Raw genomic sequence first — 17,246 nt, forward strand, 5'->3', positions numbered from 1 at the left:
CTGTTTCCTCAGATGCCCCTGCGCGGCCCCGGCGGCAGTGCCGCCGGGAACTGCTGGTGCGCCGTGCCGTGCTGCTCGTGGCCGTAACGGGAGACGTGCAGCTGGCCGAACGCGTTGAACCGCGAGTCGTGCCGGTCACCCGCACGGTGCGTGCCGTACGACGTGCCGCCGAAGGAGGCACTGCCGAAAGACGTGCTGCCGAAGGACGTGAAACCCAGATCCTCCTCGCCGCTCCGGTCGCCCGGAAGGGCCTTGAACGACCTGCGGTACTCCGAGTAGAGCGCGTCATAGATCGGCGTGGCCGAGCGGTCTGCCCCCGTGTCCTGCGACGAACGCATCGAGGGGATGGGGGTCTGGTACGCCGGCCGGGGGCGGGAGGGGTCGTATGTGTGCACGTACGTGCAAACGACCCCATGCGCATACGGATGCGGGCCGCGCCGCTTTCGACGGCGCGGCCCGCCCTGGCTCAGGTGCCGGCGAGCGGCATCGCCGCCGCGACCAGGCGCCCGTGCGCCGCCGCCTTGTCCAGGGCGCCGCGCAGCAGATCCTCGCGCGGCTGGCGGCCGATGGAGCCGACCGGCGCCGCGAACAGGAGCACCGACTGCAGCTTGTTGGCCGCGGACCGCCAGGCCTCGGTGACCTGGAGCGGGTGGTGGGCCTGCCACCACGCGACGGGGGAGCCGCCGTCGGGGCCTGGCTGGAGTACCGCGTGCAGCTGGCCCGCGGCGAGCAGCACCGACCAGCCGTGCAGCACCGGCGGCACGCCGTCGAGGGAGGCCACCGGCGTGAAGCCCTGCTCGGCCAGGAGCGTCAGGAAGTTGTCGCCGCCGGAGTCGGTGCCGGGGCGCGCGATGGCGCCGGTCGGTTCGACGACGAGCGCGGGCCGCAGCTCGCCCTCGATGAGGACGAGACCGCTGGTCACGCCGAGGACCGCCTGGTCGGGCGCTCCTTCGCCGGGTCCGGGTGCCGGGACGCCGGCGAGGCCGGTGCCGTCCTCTCCGGTGATCGAGCGCACGGCGCCCTGGAGCTGCTCCTCGGAGACCTGGACGATCTGGGAGGGCAGGCAGGTGGCGTGGGCGAAGGCGAGCACGGCGGTTTCGTCGCCGATGAACAGGACCGTGCTGGTGCGTTCCTGCTCTGTGTCGCCCGGGGTCCGGCAGGACGTGCAGTCGTAGCTGCCCGGAGCGTTTTCTCCGGCCAGCAGCCGGTCGGCTTCTTCGTCGCCGATCTCGGCGCGTACGTCGTCGCCGACGTCGAGCATGCGCGGCACGGGGGCTCCTCGGATTCGTAGCGTACGGGCCGGGGATGTCCGGCTCATAAGGAGACAACGGGCGATCAGTGGCGCAAGTCACGCGCGAAGGCGAACGGAATCGAACCATCCGCAGCGGAGGGTGAGTTGTCCGCTGGAATCCGTCACTCCGCGCCAACGCCTTCTGCGTACAGGGAAGTTGCATCGGTGAGCTGGGTCACAGATCGCTGTGGTGACGGGGTAACAAATACGGAAATCAGTGAATTAAGTGGTTGGCTTGAAATGACTGATACTCCGGGTAACAGCTAACTGGCCTGGAATGACAAGGAGTTGGTTGATATCGGGGCGAGTACCCGCCTAGATTCCACCGCCGTGTGCAGCGAGCACCGCTCGGGTACGTCCGCCGGCCGCACCAGCCAGCTCAAGCACCGCGGCACAGGAGTGCCGAACTCCGGCGGACGGGGTGAGCGGACCTCCGGCGCCAGACGCGCGAGGAGGTCCGGGACACCAGGGGGAGCCCGGGTCCTTCGAGAGGGATATTCATGTCCGCACGTCCCAAGTGCGTTCGCAGGACGGCAGTGATCGGCGGAGCGGCGTTGCTCGCCCCGCTGGGACTGCTCACCGCCACCGGCCAGGCCGGAGCGGCGGACAGCGGAGTGTGGGATCGCATCGCTCAGTGCGAGAGCGGCGGAAACTGGAGCATCAACACCGGGAACGGCTACTACGGAGGACTTCAGTTCTCCGCTTCCACCTGGCGCGCGTACGGCGGAGGAGCCTATGCGGCGACCGCCGACAGGGCGTCCAAGGCGCAGCAGATCGCGGTGGCCACGAAGGTCCAGCGCGCTCAGGGGTGGGGCGCCTGGCCGAGTTGTTCGGCGCGGGCGGGTGCGTCCGGCGGCGCACCGGGGGCGGCGGCCGCTCCGGCGGCCCCCAAGGCCGCTCAGGCCCCCAAGGCACCCAAGGCGGTCAAGCAGCAGCCCGCCAAGCCGCCGCAGCGGACACCGGCTCACGCCGACCGGGGTTCCGGGCGCGGCGACTACACCGTTCGGCAGGGGGACACCCTGAGCCGGATCGCGGCGGCGCACGGCGTCAGCTGGCACAAGGTGTACGCCGCGAACAAGGCGGTCATCGGATCGGATCCGAACATGATCCTGCCCGGACAGCGGCTGGATCTCTGAGTTCCGTCCTCCATCCGTCCTCCAGGGGAGCGGCCCTGCCCGGTCGTCCGACCGGGTGGGGCCGCGCGCCCGTGGCGGCGCGGCACGGACGTTCGCCGTGTTGACGCTGCCTAGCGTGGCCGGATGTATCCGATGTCGATCAAGAGTCTTCGGTCGCTGTGGCCCGCTGGTCTGGTCGTCGCGGCTGTCTCCTCGCTGGTACTGCCGATGTCCGCGCCCGCTGCCGCGGCGCCGCCACCGGCCCTGTCGGGGCTCGGGCCCGCCGGCCCGGCGGGCGAGTGCTCCCGTACCGAGGGGCCCTGGGACTGCCTCGCCAAGTGTGAGAGCAGCGGCCGGTGGAACGTGAACACCGGGAACGGCTTCTACGGAGGGCTGCAGTTCTACCAGCCCACCTGGGAGGCGCACGGCGGGCTCAAGTACGCGCCGCGTGCCGACCTCGCCACCAAGAAGGAGCAGATCAAGGTCGCCGAGAAGGTGCTGCGCAGCCAGGGATGGAAGGCCTGGCCCGTGTGCTCGAAGAAGATCCCCAAGGAGATCCGGGACGGGCACCTCGGCCTCGTCGTGCACGTCGTGAAGCGCGGGGAGACGCTGAGCTCCATCGCCCGGCAGTACAAGGTGAAGGGCGGCTGGCAAGCGCTGTACAAGGCCAACCGCAAGGCTGTGGGGAGCCGGCCCGACGTGCTCGGCGTCGGCACCGAGCTGGTCATCCCGAAGAAGACCGGTGCCACTGCCAAGAAGGAGGCTCCGGCGAAGGACGCGTCCAAGAAGGATGCGCCCGAGAAGGATGCGCCCGAGAAGGATGCGCCCAAGCCCAAGAAGGACGCTCCGAAGAAGGATGCTCCGAAGAAGACCGCTCCGGAGGAGGCCGGTACGCAGAGCGGCGCTCCGAAGGAGACCGAGGCGCCGAAGGAGGTCGTCCCCAAGGAGGCTGCTTCCAAGGAGGCCACTCCGGAGACCAGTGCTTCGAAGCAGGCCACTCCGGAGAAGTCCACTCCGGAGAAGGTCGCTCCGAAGGAGACGGAAGCTCCGAAGAAGACCGGCTCCGCCCCTGAGGAGAGCGCTCCGGAGAAGGCCCCCTCGAAGTAGACCGGAGGCCGTGGACGCGGGCCCCGGACGAAGGCCGTCAGTGCCTGCCCCGGCGGCTGAGTTCGCTCGCCTCCCCGCTGAACACGACCGCGCCCCGGCGCAGCTCGTGCACCACCACTGCCGTCCGGCTCGCGTGTTCACGCAGGCCGGGCGGCAGCCGCTGTTCCGCGGTGAGGACGCAGGAGCGCGCGCTCAGGCCGACCAGGAGGTCGTACGCCCGGGACGCGACGGAAGGGGACATGCCCTGGGTGGGTTCGTCGACGAGGAACACCCGGGCGTCCTTCGCGAGGAGGGCCCGGGAGAGGGCGAGCATGCGCTGTTCGCCGCCGGAGAGGGTGCCTGCCCTGCGGGAGAGCAGCGGGCGCAGTTCGGGGAACGCCTCCAGGGCCGGGGTGACGTCGGTCCTGGCCTCGGAGCCGGACAGGCCCAGGTTCTCGTCGACGGTGAGGTGGCCGAACACCGCGGGGCCGTCCGGTACGAAGCACAGGCCCCGCGTCGCGCGTGCGTGCGCGGTGAGCCGGGTGACGTCCGTACCGTCCCAGGTGATCGTGCCGGCGGTGAGGGGGGCCGTGCCGGCCAGGGCGCGCAATGCCGTGGTGCGGCCGGAGCCGTTGCGGCCGAGGAGGACGGTGAGGCCGGGGGAGGGCGCGGCGAGGGTCACGCCGTGCAGGGCTTCCAGGGGGCCGTAGCGGACGCGGGCCTCGCGCAGTTGCATGCCGGTTCTCATGGGACCGCCCTCTGGAGGACTTCGGTGGGCGGGCCCGACATGACGATGCGGCCCGCTGCCATGACATGAACGGTGTCGGCCAGGTTCGCGACCAGGTCGATGTCGTGCTCGACCACCAGGAGCGCCATGCCGTCGGCGGCGAGGGCCCGCAGGACGCGGGCCAGCGCGGCGACTTCGGCGGTGTCCAGGCCCGCCGCCGGTTCGTCGAGCAGGAGCGTGTGGGGGCGGCCCGCGAGGGCGCGGGCCAGTTCCACGCGTCTGAGGGTGCCGGTGGGGAGGTCCGCGGCGGGGCGGTGGCGGGTCGCGCCGTCGTGGAGGGACAGGAGGCGCAGGGCCTGGTCGGTGGCCTCGGCGGCCTCGGCGGCCTCGGTGGCGGAGTGCCTGAGGTGGCCCTGTTCGGTGCCGACCCGGACGTTCTCCGTGATGGTCAGCGAGGGGAAGACCGCCAGTTGCTGGAACGTGCGGGCCACGCCCAGGCGGGTGCGGGCGTGGGCGGGGGTGCGGGTGATGTCCTTGCCGTCGAGGGTGATGCGGCCCGATGCGGGGCGCAGGGTGCCGGCCAGGCAGTGGAAGAGGGTGCTCTTGCCTGCGCCGTTGGGGCCTACCACCGCGGTGATGCGGCCGGGGGGCACGCACAGGTCGACGCCGTCGAGGGCGGTGAACCCGTCGTAGGCGGCGGTGAGGTGGTGGGCCGTCAGCGGTCGGGCGTCGGCTGGTGGCCGCGGGGGCGTCTGCGGCGATCGGGTGGGTGAGGGGGAAGGCTTGTCCGGCCAGAAGCGGCTGCGGGGTATTCGGGCGGACGTGCGGGAAGGCTTGTCCGGGGCGGGGCGACTGCGGGGCGACCCCGCGGCGGGGGACAGTGCGCTGCGGGCCCGCTCGCCCAGCGGCGTCAGGGCGGGGCGGCGTAGAACCCCCGCGGCAGCGGCCCGCAGGGCTTCGTAGGGCCCACCGGGAAAGCGGCCCACCAGGAGAGCGAGGACACCGATCAGCGCCGCGGCCACCCCGCCCCGCGTCCCCGCGTCAAGGCCCACCAGAAGCGCCGCCGCCAGCAGGGCGCCGAGGAGGCTGTCCGCGCCAAGGACCACCACCGCCGCGAACCAGAGAAGCCCCCGCACGGGGTCGTACGCGCCGGGATCGAAGGCCCGTAGCCCCATGCCCAGCATCCCGCCCCCCAGCGCGGCAAGCGCCGCACCGGCCACGAAGGCCGTCAGTTTCAGCGTGCGCACCGGCACCCCCGCGGCCGCCGCCCCCGCCTCGTGATCCCGCATCGCGGCAAGCGCACGCCCCATGCGGCCCCGGCGCATCCTGACCGCGAAGAGCAGCGCCGCGGCGAGCAGTACCAGTTCGAGGACGTAGAACGCGCGGTCGCCGTCGAAGCCCGCCGGGCGGTCGAGGGTGAGCCCCGACGTCGCGTACGGCTGGGCGAAGACGAAGCGGCTGACCCCGACGCCGACGGCGAACGTGGCCAGGGCGAGCGCGAGGCCCCGGCGGCGAAACGCGGGCCAGCCGGTGAGCAGGCCGAGGGGCGCCACGAGGAGGACGGCCACGGCCAGGGCGGGGAGATGGGGGAGTTCGGGCAGACCGGGGAAGCGGCCCGCCGTCAGGAGCGCGGTGAACAGCGCGCCCAGACCCGCGTACGCCGCCTGGCCCAGGGAGATCTGGCCGCCCCTGCCGGTGACGACCACCAGGGAGAGGAGGATGACGGCCAGGGCCGGGACCTGCACCGCGGTGGTCAGGTCCGAGCCCGCGAAGCCCAGCGGGATGAGGAAGAGGACCGTCGCCACGATCCACGCGCCCGGCGGTGTCGGGACGCGCGCCGTCGCCGTGCGGGGGAGCGTGTTGCGCGATCCGATGCCGGGGAGCACGAGGGCCGCGATCAGCAGGGCCACCACGAAGAGGTTGGCCCCCAGCGCCTGGAGGAGGGGCTCTGCCCGGCCGGAGGGGTGCAGGCGGGTCAGCTGGCTCTGGGCCACGCCGATTCCCAGGGCCACCGTTGTCGCGACCAGCAGGCTCCGCATACGGGCCGCCACCGCTACCGCCACCACCTCCATCACCAGGAGCGGCATCCCGTACGGGTCGAGGCGCACGAAGGGGGCGAGCAGCGCGCCGGTGAGGCCCGCCGTGAACGCGCCGAACGCCCAGCCCGCCGAGGCCACCCGGTCCGCGTCGATGCCGCTGAGGACCGCGAGGGGCCAGTTGTCGACCACGGCCCGCAGCTCGCCCCCGAAGCGGGTCCAGCGGGTGACCGCCCAGACCCCTGCGGCGAGGGCGACCGTCACCGCCAACTGGGCCCAGGGGTCCGCCGACACGAGGACGGGGGCGTCCGCCTTGGCTCCCGGGCCCCAGATCAGCGCGGCGCCGCCGACCAGGAGGATGAAGACGCCGATGGACGCCACCAGGGTCCGGGCCGGGTCGCTGCCGAGGACCGACAAGGGGCGGAAGACCGCCTTCTCCAGGAGCAGACCGATGGCCGGGGCGACGACAAGGAGCGTGAATGCCGTGGCCAGGGGCAGGGGCCAGCCCCACTCCACCGCCAGTTGGCGCAGAACGTATGCGCAGACCATCGCGATCGCGCCGTGCGCGAAGTTGAGGACACCGGTCGCGCGGTACGTGACGATCAGGCCGATTCCGGTGAGAGCCGCCGCGCTGCCGACCGCGAGCCCGGCCAGCGTCAGGTCGTAGCTCAGGGAGGACACCGGGTCATCGCTCCGGGGACGACGGGGCGGCGGGGGCCGGTTCCGGTTCGCAGATGGGGCACGGGCTCAGGTCGCCGGTCGCGATGATGCGGCCGTCGGCGGGCACCGCCTTCGGCTTCCCCGCCACCAGGGGGCAGTCCGCCCGGTGCCAGAGGGTGCCGCCGGGGATCATCAGCATGTCGCCGCTGGTCGCCACCGGTTGGGCCCGCCCCGCATCGGGGGGAGGCGTGCCCGCCGTCACCAGCAGCTCGTACAGCTCCTCGACGCGCGCCGTGGCCAGGGTGCTTCTGCCGTGGGTGAAGAGGACGGCACCGGCGACGATCAGGGCCGCGCCCGGCACCGTGCACGACGCCAGATACGGGAGCTGCCGCTCGGCGAAGCGTTCGCCCGACATGCCGTACCAGCCGAACACGCAGAGCACCGCACCGACGGCGAGGGCGGCGAAGGCCGCCCACAGGACGGGGTGCACGGCGCGGAGCCGGGCCGAACGAGCTGTCTGATCCGGTCGAGCCGCCCGCATATGGGCCCCCTGGAACACGTCAGTCACGTCGATGGGCTGTCCATGTCAGTCAATGGATTGCACTATGCCTTCTGGAAGCCGACCCTGAAAGCTCCGGGCCGTGACGGCCCGGACCGACACCCGGTGGTGAACCAGATGGTTCTCTGGACCAGCCCCAGGCGGGGGAGCGATCTCAAGCGGGGAAGGGTGCGGAGCGCGGCATGGGCGGCAGCCGCGGTCCTGCTCGTCGCTCCGGCCGCCGTGGCGTGCGGCGACGACAGCGGCGGGGGCGGCGAGAGCGATCCGCCGAAGCCGTCCGTCGAGAAGTCCTCGCAGGACACCCCTTCCGATGACCAGGACGCTCCTTCGGACGGCGCCTCCGCGCCCGCGGATCCGGCGGCGGCCGAGAAGGAGGTCAAGGAGAATTTCGAGAAGTTCTTCGATCCCGCCGTCTCCATGAAGGACAAGGAGGCCGTCCTGGAGGACGGCCCGAAGATGCGCGCCGTCCTGAAGAGCTTCAGCGGCGACGAGCGCGGCAAGCAGGTCAGCGCCGACGTCACCAAGGTCGCGTTCGGCTCGGCGACCGAGGCGGACGTGACGTACGCACTCACCCTCAAGGGCGCCACCGCGCTGCCCGACGCCTCGGGCACCTCCGTCAACCAGGACGACACCTGGAAGGTGTCCGTCAAGACTCTCTGCGCACTGGTGAAGCTGAGCGGCAATGAGTCGCCCGGTCCGGGCTGCTGAGACCTTCGCCCTGGCCGCGCTGCTCGTGGCGGTGGCCGGATGCGGCAGCAGGCTCCCCGAGAGCGACTTCGAGGGCCGCGGCACGGCGCCCGCCCCCTCGGGGGCGCCGGTCCGGGTCGGCATCATCACCAGCGCGACGAGCCCGGTCGGCGGCTCGGCGTTCACCGGGCCGCGGGACGGGGCCAAGGCGTACTTCGAGCGGCTGAACGCGCGCGGCGGCATCGGCGGGCGCAAGGTCGACGTGCGCGCCTGTGACGACGGCGGCAGCGGCGTCGGCAACAGCGCGTGCGTGCGCAAGCTGGTCGAGGAGGAGCGCGTCGTCGCGCTCGTCGCGACCAGCTCCCTTGACTACGCCGGGGCTTCCCGCGTCTCCGGCGCCGGCGTGCCCGACGTCGGCGGGCAGCCGATCGGGTCCGCGTACGACACCTATCCGCATCTGTACGGGATCTACGGCAGCCTCGCCCCGCGCGACGGGACACCCGGCTGGGGCGGCAAGCTGGTCGGCGGCACCGAGGTCTACCGCTACTTCAAGCGGGAGCAGGGAGCGCGGACCGCCGCCGTCGTCTCCTACAACCAGGCCGCGTCCGCCGCGTACGCCCGGCTCGTCACCCGCGGTCTGAAGGCCGAGGGCTACAAGGTGGTCACCGAGCAGGTCGACTTCGCGCTGCCCAACTTCCGCGCCGCGGCGGCCGACCTGAAGGAGCAGGGCGCCGACCTCGTCTTCGACGCGATGGACACCCATGGCAACGCCCAGCTGTGCGAGGCCATGGACGAGGTGGGTGCGCACGTCACCGCCAAGGTCACCAACGTGCAGAACTGGACCTCCTCCGTGGCGGACGACTACAAGGACGCGCCGCGCTGCCGCAACGCGCTGTGGGCCACCGGAGCCAGCCGCAACTACGAGGACACGGATCATCCGGCCGTACGCGAGTTCCGCGACGCCATGAAGGGACACAAGGATCTCTCCCAGTGGCAGCTGGAGGGCTGGGCCGCCGCGATGTGGTTCACCGACGCGGCCACGTCGTGCCGGGGGGAGGTCACGCGCGCGTGCGTCGACCGCTTTATGAACCGGGGTAAGTCGTACACCGCCCGGGGGCTGCTGCTTCCGGTGACGTATGAGGAACGGGCCGATCCGCCGCAGACCCGTATGACCTGTATGTCGGTGGCCCGCTGGAAGGACGGTGAGGGCTGGGTCACACAAGGAGACATGAACGAAAACTGCTTCGACGTGCCGCAGCTCTCCTACCAGCCATGATGCGTGTAAGCAGCAGGAAAGTTCCCGGATCCGCGTACCGAAGGCACAACTGTTCAGGAACAAGATGATGATGAAACCCAACCCTCTGCCCGTAATCCCCGTCTAACCCTGCGGTAGGCGGACGAGAAGGACTGTCCGCGGGGAAGCGTGGGATACGGGGACGCATGCACATCTCTTTCCTTATTCACAACGCGTACGGAATCGGCGGGACGATCCGGACGACGTACAACTTGGCGAACACTCTCGCCGAGCAGCACGACGTCGAGATCGTCTCCGTCTTCCGGCACCGCGACGAACCCGTGTTCTCGCCCGGCTCCCGCGTCCGGCTGAGTCACCTCGTCGACATGCGCAAGGAAAGCCCCGGCTACGAGGGACAGACCCCCGACGCCCTGCGGCCCGCCAGGGCGTTCCCGACCGCGGAGGGCCGCTACCGCCAGTACAACGCCCTCACCGACCGGCGCATCGCCGAGCACCTCTCCTCGCTCAGCGCCGACGTGGTGGTGGGTACCCGCCCCGGCCTGAACGTGCACATCGCCCGCGAGGCCGCGCGCGGACCGCTGCGCGTCGGCCAGGAGCACCTCACGCTCGACAGCCACTCCAAGGAACTGCGCCGCCAGCTGCGCAGCGTCTACCCCCGCCTCGACGTCCTGACCACGACGACCGAGGCCGACGCCCGCGCCTACCGCCGCAAGATGCGCCTGCCCGGAGTCCACGTCCAGGCCGTGCCCAACCCCGTCCCCGCGCCCGGCATCGAGCCCGCCGACGGCAACCAGAAGTGGGTCGTGGCGGCCGGGCGCCTGGCCCCCGTCAAGCGGTACGACCTGCTGATACGGGCCTTCGACCAGGTCCGCGCCGAGCGGCCCGACTGGCGCCTGCGGATCTACGGCGGCGGCAAGCAGAAGGACAAGCTGCGCGCCCTGATCGACGAACTCGGCCTCTACAACCACGTCTTCCTGATGGGACCGGCCCACCCCATCGAGCCCGAGTGGGCCAAGGGCTCCATCGCGGCCGTCACCTCCAGCCTCGAATCCTTCGGCATGACGATCGTCGAGGCGATGCGCTGCGGCCTGCCCGTGGTCGCCACCGACTGCCCGCACGGCCCCGGCGAGATCATCGAGAACGGCGTCGACGGACGCCTCGTCGAGGTCGGCAATCCCGACGCGATCGCGGGCGGCCTGCTCGAACTGATCAACAACGACACACTGCGCCGGCAGATGGCGGGGGCGGCACTCGAGGACTCCGAGCGCTTCGACCCGGTCCGCATCGCCGAGCGCTACGACGCGATGTTCACCGGGATGGTCGCCCGCGGCAGCTCCTTCGGCGGCCGGGTGCGCGGATCGCTGCACCGCACCCGGGGCGCCCTCCTGGGCGGCGCGTACGCGGTGCGGGACATGGGACACGGGGTACCGACCAGCGGCATACAGACGAAGGGATCCACCGCATGACGGCCTTGGCCACCTCGGACGCCTCATCGCCCTGCGACGCCGGTGTCGATCAGGACGTCGCAGCGGCACCCCGCGCGGACTGCATAGCCGACTCCGCGGGCGGACTCACCTTCGACGTGACCGACCCCGGCGGCCGGGGCGCCGCCTACCTCCTGCTGCGCCGCCGCGATGCCGCGTCCGCCGACGAGGACGTGCGCCTGCCGCTGTCCCCGGCGGCCGACGGCAGCCTGCGGGCCGCGCTGCCCAGCAGCGTCGAGCTGGCCGAGGGACGCTGGAACGCCTACGCGGAGGTCGGGGGAGGCACCCCGCGCCGCCTCGCGCCCGGCGTGAACGACCTGCGCTCCCTGGTCGACCGCGCCCCCAGCGGGGCCCGCGGCTACATCGCCGTCCGCATTCCGTACGCCACCAAGCAGGGAAACCTTTCTGTGCGCAGCTGGCTGCGCGCACCGCACGCGGAGATCGGCGAGCTGAAGATCGACGGCACCTCGGTCACCGCGCAGGGCCGTGTCTACGGCACCGCGCTGACCGGCGCCGCCTACGCGGAGGCGACCCGGCGCGGGGAGCCCGGCCGGATCGAGCGCTCCACAGTGAGCGCCGACGGCGTGGAGTTCGGCTTCGGCCTGCACTGCGACGTGCTCGCGGCCGCCGGCCCGGGGCCCTGGGACCTCTGGCTGCGCCCGGCGGGCGAGAGCGGGCCGCGGATCCGGCTCGCCCGCCTCCTGGACGACGTGCCGGACAAGAAGCAGATCTTCACCTACCCCTCGGTGCGGCTCGACACCGCGGCGCACGGTCCGCTGGACGCGGGGATGTACTACACGAACGACAACGACCTCTCCGTACGGATCCGCGAGGCGAACGCGGTCGAGGACTGAGGGCGCAGGACTGACGGGCACCGGACTGACGGGCACAGGGCCGGCGGGGGCCCGGTGCCATCGCGGACCGTAGGTGTCCGCGACGCCGGGCACAATCGGCTCCATGCTGGAGACCTCCGCACGACTGCTCCGCCTGCTCTCGCTGCTGCAGGCTCACCGCGACTGGTCGGGCGCGGACCTCGCCGACCGGCTCGGCGTCACCCCGCGCACGGTGCGGCGTGACGTGGACCGGCTGCGCGAGCTCGGCTACCCCGTCAACGCGAGCCCCGGCACGGGCGGCGGCTATCAGCTCGGCGCGGGCGCGGAGCTGCCGCCGCTGCTCCTGGACGACGACGAGGCGGTCGCGGTGGCCGTCGGCCTGCGTACCGCCGCCGGACAGGGCATCGAGGGCATCGGCGAGACCTCCGTGCGCGCCCTGTCCAAGCTGGAGCAGGTGCTGCCCGGCAGGCTGCGGCGCCGGGTGGGCGCGCTGACGGCGTTCACCGTGCCGATGCTCAGGACCCCGCAGCAGCAGAGCGTCGACCCCTCGGTGCTCACCGAACTCGCGCACGCCTGCCGTGACGCGCAGCGCCTGCGCTTCGACTACCGCGACCACGCGGGCAGTTCGACCCGCCGCACCGTCGAACCGCACCGCCTGGTCTGCACCGAGCGCCGCTGGTACCTGGTCGCCTGGGACGTCGAGCGCGACGACTGGCGCACGTTCCGCGCGGACCGCATCGAACCCCGGCCGCCGCACGGACCCCGGTTCGCGCCCCGCACCCCGCCGGCCGACGACCTCGCCGCGTACGTCTCCAAGGGCGTCTCCACGCGCGCGTACGCCGCACGGGCGGTGTTCCGGCTCCTGGTGCCGCTGGAGGAGGCGGCCCAGCGGGTCACTCCGTCGGACGGCACGCTGGAGGCGGAGACCGAGCACAGCTGTCTGCTGCGCACGGGTGCCACGAGCCTGGACGTCATGGTCATCCATGTGCTCCTGATGGGCTTCGAGTTCGAGGTCGTCGAGCCCGCCGACTTCACCGAGCGGCTCAGCTCGGCGCGGGACCTCCTGAGCCGGGCCCTGGACCGGGGTGTTCGGTCTGCGGATCCGGGTGCTGGGCCCCCGGCGGCTGGAACGCCGCGTACTCGGGATGGTGCAGATCGAACGCCGGGGACTCCGAGCGGATCCGGGGCAGCGTGACGAAGTTGTGGCGCGGCGCCGGGCAGGCGGTGGCCCACTCCAGGGAGCGGCCGAAGCCCCAGGGGTCGTCGAGGTCGACCTTCTTGCCGTACTTGGCGGTCTTCCAGATGTTGTAGAGGAAGGGCAGCGTGGACATGCCGAGCAGGAACGCCCCGATGGACGAGATGGTGTTGAGCACCGTGAAGCCGTCCGCCGCGAGGTAGTCCGCGTACCGCCGCGGCATGCCCTCCGCGCCCAGCCAGTGCTGGACGAGGAACGTGAGGTGGAAGCCCACGAAGAGCGTCCAGAAGTGGATCTTGCCGAGCGGTTCGTCGAGCATCTTCCCGGTGAGCTTCGGCCACCAGAAGTAGAAGCCGCCGAAGGTCGCGAAGACGACGGTGCCGAACACCACGTAGTGGAAGTGGGCCACGACGAAGTACGAGTCGGTGACGTGGAAGTCGAGCGGCGGCGAGGCCAGGATGACGCCGGTGAGCCCGCCGAAGAGGAAGCTCACCAGGAAGCCGATCGCCCACAGCATCGGCGTCTCGAACGACAGCGAGCCCTTGAGCATCGTCCCCGTCCAGTTGAAGAACTTCACGCCCGTGGGGATCGCGATGAGGAAGGACATGAAGGAGAAGAAGGGCAGCAGGACCGCGCCCGTCGCGAACATGTGGTGCGCCCACACGACGACGGAGAGCCCGGTGATGGCCATCGTCGCGCCGATCAGGGGCAGATAGCCGAAGATCGGCTTCCTGCTGAACACCGGGATGATCTCGGAGATGATTCCGAAGAACGGCAGCGCGATGATGTAGACCTCGGGGTGCCCGAAGAACCAGAAGAGGTGCTGCCACAGCAGCGCACCGCCGTTCTCCGGGGCGAACACCATGGAGCCGAAGCGGCGGTCCGCCTCCAGGACGAGCAGCGCGGCGGCGAGCACGGGGAACGCGAGCAGTACCAGGATCGAAGTGAACAGGATGTTCCAGGTGAAGACGGGCATCCGGAACATCGTCATGCCGGGCGCCCGCATCCCGATGATGGTCGTCAGGAAGTTCACCGAGCCCAGGATCGTGCCGAACCCAGAGAGCGCCAGCCCCATGATCCACAGGTCGGCGCCGATGCCCGGTGACCGCTCCATGCTGTTGAGCGGCGCGTAGGCGAACCAGCCGAAGTTCGCCGGGCCGCCGGGCACCAGGAGCGAGCCGAGCACCATCAGGCCGCCGAACAGGAAAAGCCAGTACGAGAGCATGTTGAGCCGCGGGAAGGCCACGTCGGGCGCGCCGATCTGCAACGGCATGATCTCGTTGGCGAAGCCCGCGAAGGTCGGCGTCGCGAAGAGCAGCAGCATGATCGTGCCGTGCATGGTGAACGCCTGGTTGAACTGTTCGTTCGTCATCAGCTGGAGGCCGGGGCGGGCCAGTTCGGCCCGCATCATCAGCGCCATCAGGCCCGCGGCGAGGAAGAACACGAAGGACGTGATCAGGTACAGGTGGCCGATCTTCTTGTGGTCGGTGGTGGTCAGCCAGTCCACGAGGATCCGGCCGGGGGTCCTTTGCCGGACGGGTCGCGCCTGCGCCGTTGCGGTCTCGGTCCCCATACGCTCGCCCCTTCGCCGTCGCGCACCCCGGGCATGCCAACCGGGGCCATGATGCTCGCGTCCCACCGACTCCGACAGGGGGCGTACGAGATCGCTGTGCTGGAACCGTGAATTCCCCATGCGGAGTCACATCCCGTCGGGCGCCCGGAAATGGGGAAATTGCGCAGGGTGCGCAAAGCCGTCCCGGCCGCTTTCCCGGCGTGCTATTAAGGCCGATTCCCGACGCCGTGCGGGAGTCCGCGGTAAATCCGGGAATCGCGTCGGAACAACTCCACAACCGCCCGTACGTGTGACGGAGTTAAGGGGAAACGGGTGTCGTGATCCTGTGACAAAAGCGTGACCGGAGGGGGACCGGTGACCCATGGTGTCCGGCTACGGCCTTCCCCGGCCGGGCCGCGGCGCCTAACGTGGCGGCCATGGCACCTATTCCGACCCCTCCCGCCGAACCCCAGGACAGCCTGGACGCCTACGTGGGCCTCGCGGCCGACGGCGCCGAGCAGCAGGCCCGCGAGCGCGGCTGGTCCACCGTCAGGTCGTTGCCGCCGGGCGCGATCATCACGATGGAGTACCTCGCGGGGCGGCTGAACTTCGAGGTCAAGGAAGGCGTCGTGATCCGCTGCTGGAAGGGCTGACCGCCCCCGGCGACGCGATGGACGGCCCGGACACGACGTACGGCCCGGACAGGCGAAAGGCCCCGGTTCCAGGACGGAACCGGGGCCTTCGCGATGCGGGGGATGGGTTGTGCGTACCGGCCCCCGCTGCCTTGGGGCCTAGCCGCCGGCGACCGGGCGCGGCGACGTGGCGGCGCGTGAGGCGCGCTCGGAGTGCGGCGGGCGGCGGCTGCCCGCCGGGGTGGCCGGGCTGCGCTCGGAGCGCGGTGTGTGCGGGCCCGGCGCGAGGTAGGCCGGGGCGCGGGCGGGGCGGGCGGAGCCGACCGGCTCGCGGTGCGGGGGCTCGTCGGCCGATGCCGCGGCGGAGGGCTGCTGCACCATCGCGGGGACCGGGGTGACCGGCGCGGGGACGGCGGATCCCGCACGGCGGGAGCGCCAGAGCTCGCGCAGATCGAAGATCCAGCCCTCGACGCGGGTGAGCAGCGGCTCCACCCAGGGCAGCGCAAGGAGCACGAGCAGCCCCGCCGCCCAGCCGAGGAAGACGTCGCTCAGCCAGTGCGTGCCGAGGTACACGGTGGTCAGGCCGACGCTGAGGGAGACCACGGCGGAGAGCGCCGAGAGGTAGCGCCGGGTGCGCGGGGTGGAGGCCATGTAGGCCAGGATTCCCCAGGTCACCACGGCATTGGCGGTGTGGCCCGAAGGAAATATATCGCCGCCGAGCCACATCTCGTTGGCGCCGATCGTGGTGGCGTAGTGCGGGCCGAGGCGGCCCATGCCGATCTTGGCGGCGCCGACCGTGACGTTGAGCAGGAGCAGGGCCGCGCCGAACGTCAGGAGCGGGCGGATCGTGTGCTGGCGCCAGGAGCGCCAGCCCAGCCAGGCCGCGACCATCACCGCCGTCGGGCCGCGCTGGCCGAGGACCACCCAGTAGTCGAGGAAGGCATGGATCTCGGGCCACTGCTGATAGGGCCGGAAGAACATGACCTGCCAGTCGAACCGCACCAGCCACGAGGTGGTCAGCACGGCGACCACGATGGCGAGGTAGAAGGCCAGGGTCGCGCTGAAGAGCACGATCCTGTGCCTGCTCATCCTCGGCAGATCGAGGCCGGCCGGTCGTTCCGGCTCACGGTCGAGCCGGGCGAAGACCCGGTCCAGACGGGTGAGGTTTCGTTCGGTACGCACCCAATCGACGTTACAGCGAGTGAGTGTGTGACTAGGCCGAATCGGTGGCTTTGTGATGACGATGTGATGTGGCATTGATCTCAGACGGAGGTTTATTCCTGCGCTTTCCCTATTCGGCCGGGAGTCCCGTACTGAATTCGTTGATCATTCCTACGGTCGTTTTATGGGGCTTATGAATTCGTTCACCGTAGCCTGGTGCGGAATTTCCCCCGTGCTCACCGGGGCGCCGGAAATGATCATGGCGGACCCGAGCCGTTCAGCCAGAACGCCCCGTACACCGCGCTCGCCGCCGCCACACCCGCCAGGACAAGGGCTGACCTGGACGTACGCAGCCGGGCGAGCGCCACGGCCAGGGGCAGGAGCAGCGGGAAGGCGGGCAGCAGGAGGCGCGGCTTCGAGCCGAAATAGCCCGCCGCGCACAGGGCGAGCGCCACGACGATCCCGGTGTAGACGAGCAGCGGCAGCGGCTGCCTCGCGCGGACGCCGGCGACGTACAGCCAGATCACCAGGGCGACCCCGATGATGAGGCCGGCCCCCGCGAGGGCCGCGGGGAAGGCGGTGAACTTCTCGCCGACGAAGCGGGCGAAGGCGTAGCCGAAGTCGAAGCCGTTGCCCCAGCCCGCCTGGACGTCGAGATAGCCGAGGATGCCGTCACCGGTGCGCCGGCCCACCCACAGGACGTAACCCGCGGCGCCCAGCGGGGCGAGGACCACCCCGAGGATCATGCGCCGGTCGGCGCTGCGCTCCCGGCGGACCGCGGCCGTCACCCAGATCGCCGCGACCACCGCCGCGCCCACCGGGCGGGTCAGGCCCGCGCAGGAGGCGAGCACGCCCGCCCACACCCAGCGGCCGGTGAGCACCGCGTACAGCGACCATGCCGCGAGCGCCGTGAAGAGGGACTCGCTGTACGCCATCGACTGCACGATCCCCACCGGCAGGACCGCCCACAGGG

General features: G+C 71.4%; 14 protein-coding genes and 3 pseudogenes. 8 read left to right on the forward strand and 9 right to left on the reverse strand.

Annotated elements, in window-relative coordinates; translation table 11 throughout:
• Positions 1 to 8: 8 nt before the first annotated feature.
• Together ACQKIP_RS19760 and ACQKIP_RS19765 are read right to left on the reverse strand one after the other, a co-directional pair.
• Positions 9 to 395 carry a hypothetical protein gene (locus ACQKIP_RS19760; RefSeq protein ID WP_427743586.1) on the reverse strand — a complete coding sequence of 129 codons (387 nt, stop codon included), beginning with the start codon at positions 393 to 395 and terminating at the stop codon, positions 9 to 11.
• Between the two features lie 71 nt (positions 396 to 466).
• Entirely contained in the window at positions 467 to 1,270 is an 804-nt protein-coding gene (locus ACQKIP_RS19765; RefSeq protein ID WP_365859909.1) for a hypothetical protein, read from the reverse strand.
• A 521-nt stretch (positions 1,271 to 1,791) separates the two neighbouring features.
• Between ACQKIP_RS19765 and ACQKIP_RS19770 the strand changes: the two genes are divergently transcribed.
• Both ACQKIP_RS19770 and ACQKIP_RS19775 read left to right on the forward strand, forming a co-directional pair.
• Positions 1,792 to 2,427 carry a transglycosylase family protein gene (locus ACQKIP_RS19770; protein WP_365859910.1) on the forward strand — a complete coding sequence of 212 codons (636 nt, stop codon included), beginning with the start codon at positions 1,792 to 1,794 and terminating at the stop codon, positions 2,425 to 2,427.
• A gap of 207 nt (positions 2,428 to 2,634) precedes the next feature.
• Positions 2,635 to 2,880 (forward strand): annotated as a pseudogene (locus tag ACQKIP_RS19775) (transglycosylase family protein); the annotation flags it as partial.
• Here ACQKIP_RS19775 and ACQKIP_RS19780 read toward each other — a convergent pair.
• The 4 genes from ACQKIP_RS19780 to ACQKIP_RS19795 all read right to left on the reverse strand — a co-directional run bounded on the left by ACQKIP_RS19780 (position 2,808) and on the right by ACQKIP_RS19795 (position 7,456).
• The gene (locus ACQKIP_RS19780; protein ID WP_427743593.1) at positions 2,808 to 3,419 is read right to left on the reverse strand and encodes a pentapeptide repeat-containing protein; all 612 of its coding nucleotides are present in this window, start codon (positions 3,417 to 3,419) and stop codon (positions 2,808 to 2,810) included. The pseudogene ACQKIP_RS19775 and the gene ACQKIP_RS19780 sit on opposite strands and share 73 nt — an antisense overlap.
• Before the next feature lie 131 nt (positions 3,420 to 3,550).
• The gene (locus tag ACQKIP_RS19785; RefSeq protein ID WP_365859911.1) at positions 3,551 to 4,240 is read right to left on the reverse strand and encodes an ATP-binding cassette domain-containing protein; all 690 of its coding nucleotides are present in this window, start codon (positions 4,238 to 4,240) and stop codon (positions 3,551 to 3,553) included.
• On the reverse strand, positions 4,237 to 6,936 hold the full coding sequence (locus ACQKIP_RS19790) for an ABC transporter permease subunit (RefSeq protein ID WP_365859912.1): 2,700 nt from the start codon (positions 6,934 to 6,936) through the stop codon (positions 4,237 to 4,239). The genes ACQKIP_RS19785 and ACQKIP_RS19790 overlap by 4 nt, the downstream gene beginning before the upstream one ends.
• A 4-nt stretch (positions 6,937 to 6,940) precedes the next feature.
• A complete protein-coding gene (locus ACQKIP_RS19795) occupies positions 6,941 to 7,456 on the reverse strand; it encodes a hypothetical protein (protein WP_365860172.1) in 516 nt (171 codons plus the stop codon).
• A 135-nt stretch (positions 7,457 to 7,591) separates the two neighbouring features.
• On the opposite strand from ACQKIP_RS19795, the gene ACQKIP_RS19800 reads away from it, so the two are divergent.
• The 5 genes from ACQKIP_RS19800 to ACQKIP_RS19820 all read left to right on the forward strand — a co-directional run bounded on the left by ACQKIP_RS19800 (position 7,592) and on the right by ACQKIP_RS19820 (position 12,928).
• Entirely contained in the window at positions 7,592 to 8,182 is a 591-nt protein-coding gene (locus ACQKIP_RS19800; RefSeq protein WP_427743589.1) for a hypothetical protein, read from the forward strand.
• Positions 8,157 to 9,437 carry an ABC transporter substrate-binding protein gene (locus tag ACQKIP_RS19805; protein ID WP_365859914.1) on the forward strand — a complete coding sequence of 427 codons (1,281 nt, stop codon included), beginning with the start codon at positions 8,157 to 8,159 and terminating at the stop codon, positions 9,435 to 9,437. Before ACQKIP_RS19800 ends, ACQKIP_RS19805 begins: the two co-directional genes overlap by 26 nt.
• 164 nt (positions 9,438 to 9,601) lie before the next feature.
• Entirely contained in the window at positions 9,602 to 10,882 is a 1,281-nt protein-coding gene (locus tag ACQKIP_RS19810; RefSeq protein ID WP_365859915.1) for a glycosyltransferase family 4 protein, read from the forward strand.
• Positions 10,879 to 11,754 carry a hypothetical protein gene (locus ACQKIP_RS19815; RefSeq protein WP_365859916.1) on the forward strand — a complete coding sequence of 292 codons (876 nt, stop codon included), beginning with the start codon at positions 10,879 to 10,881 and terminating at the stop codon, positions 11,752 to 11,754. The genes ACQKIP_RS19810 and ACQKIP_RS19815 overlap by 4 nt, the downstream gene beginning before the upstream one ends.
• A gap of 103 nt (positions 11,755 to 11,857) precedes the next feature.
• Positions 11,858 to 12,928: a helix-turn-helix transcriptional regulator gene (locus ACQKIP_RS19820; RefSeq protein ID WP_365859917.1), complete on the forward strand. Its 1,071-nt coding sequence runs from the start codon at positions 11,858 to 11,860 to the stop codon at positions 12,926 to 12,928.
• A gap of 46 nt (positions 12,929 to 12,974) precedes the next feature.
• Here the strand turns inward: ACQKIP_RS19820 and ctaD are convergent.
• Positions 12,975 to 14,621, reverse strand: a pseudogene (gene ctaD / locus ACQKIP_RS19825) (cytochrome c oxidase subunit I); the annotation flags it as partial.
• A gap of 296 nt (positions 14,622 to 14,917) precedes the next feature.
• Here ctaD and ACQKIP_RS19830 point away from each other — a divergent pair.
• Positions 14,918 to 15,133: an I78 family peptidase inhibitor gene (locus ACQKIP_RS19830; RefSeq protein WP_365859918.1), complete on the forward strand. Its 216-nt coding sequence runs from the start codon at positions 14,918 to 14,920 to the stop codon at positions 15,131 to 15,133.
• A 138-nt stretch (positions 15,134 to 15,271) separates the two neighbouring features.
• On the opposite strand, the gene ACQKIP_RS19835 is transcribed toward ACQKIP_RS19830, so the two are convergent.
• Both ACQKIP_RS19835 and ACQKIP_RS19840 read right to left on the reverse strand, forming a co-directional pair.
• A complete protein-coding gene (locus tag ACQKIP_RS19835) occupies positions 15,272 to 16,294 on the reverse strand; it encodes a phosphatase PAP2 family protein (RefSeq protein ID WP_365859919.1) in 1,023 nt (340 codons plus the stop codon).
• A gap of 236 nt (positions 16,295 to 16,530) precedes the next feature.
• Positions 16,531 to 17,246 (reverse strand): annotated as a pseudogene (locus ACQKIP_RS19840) (hypothetical protein); the annotation flags it as partial.

This window comes from Streptomyces sp. NPDC059900 (assembly GCF_050270335.1).
Classification (GTDB): domain Bacteria; phylum Actinomycetota; class Actinomycetes; order Streptomycetales; family Streptomycetaceae; genus Streptomyces.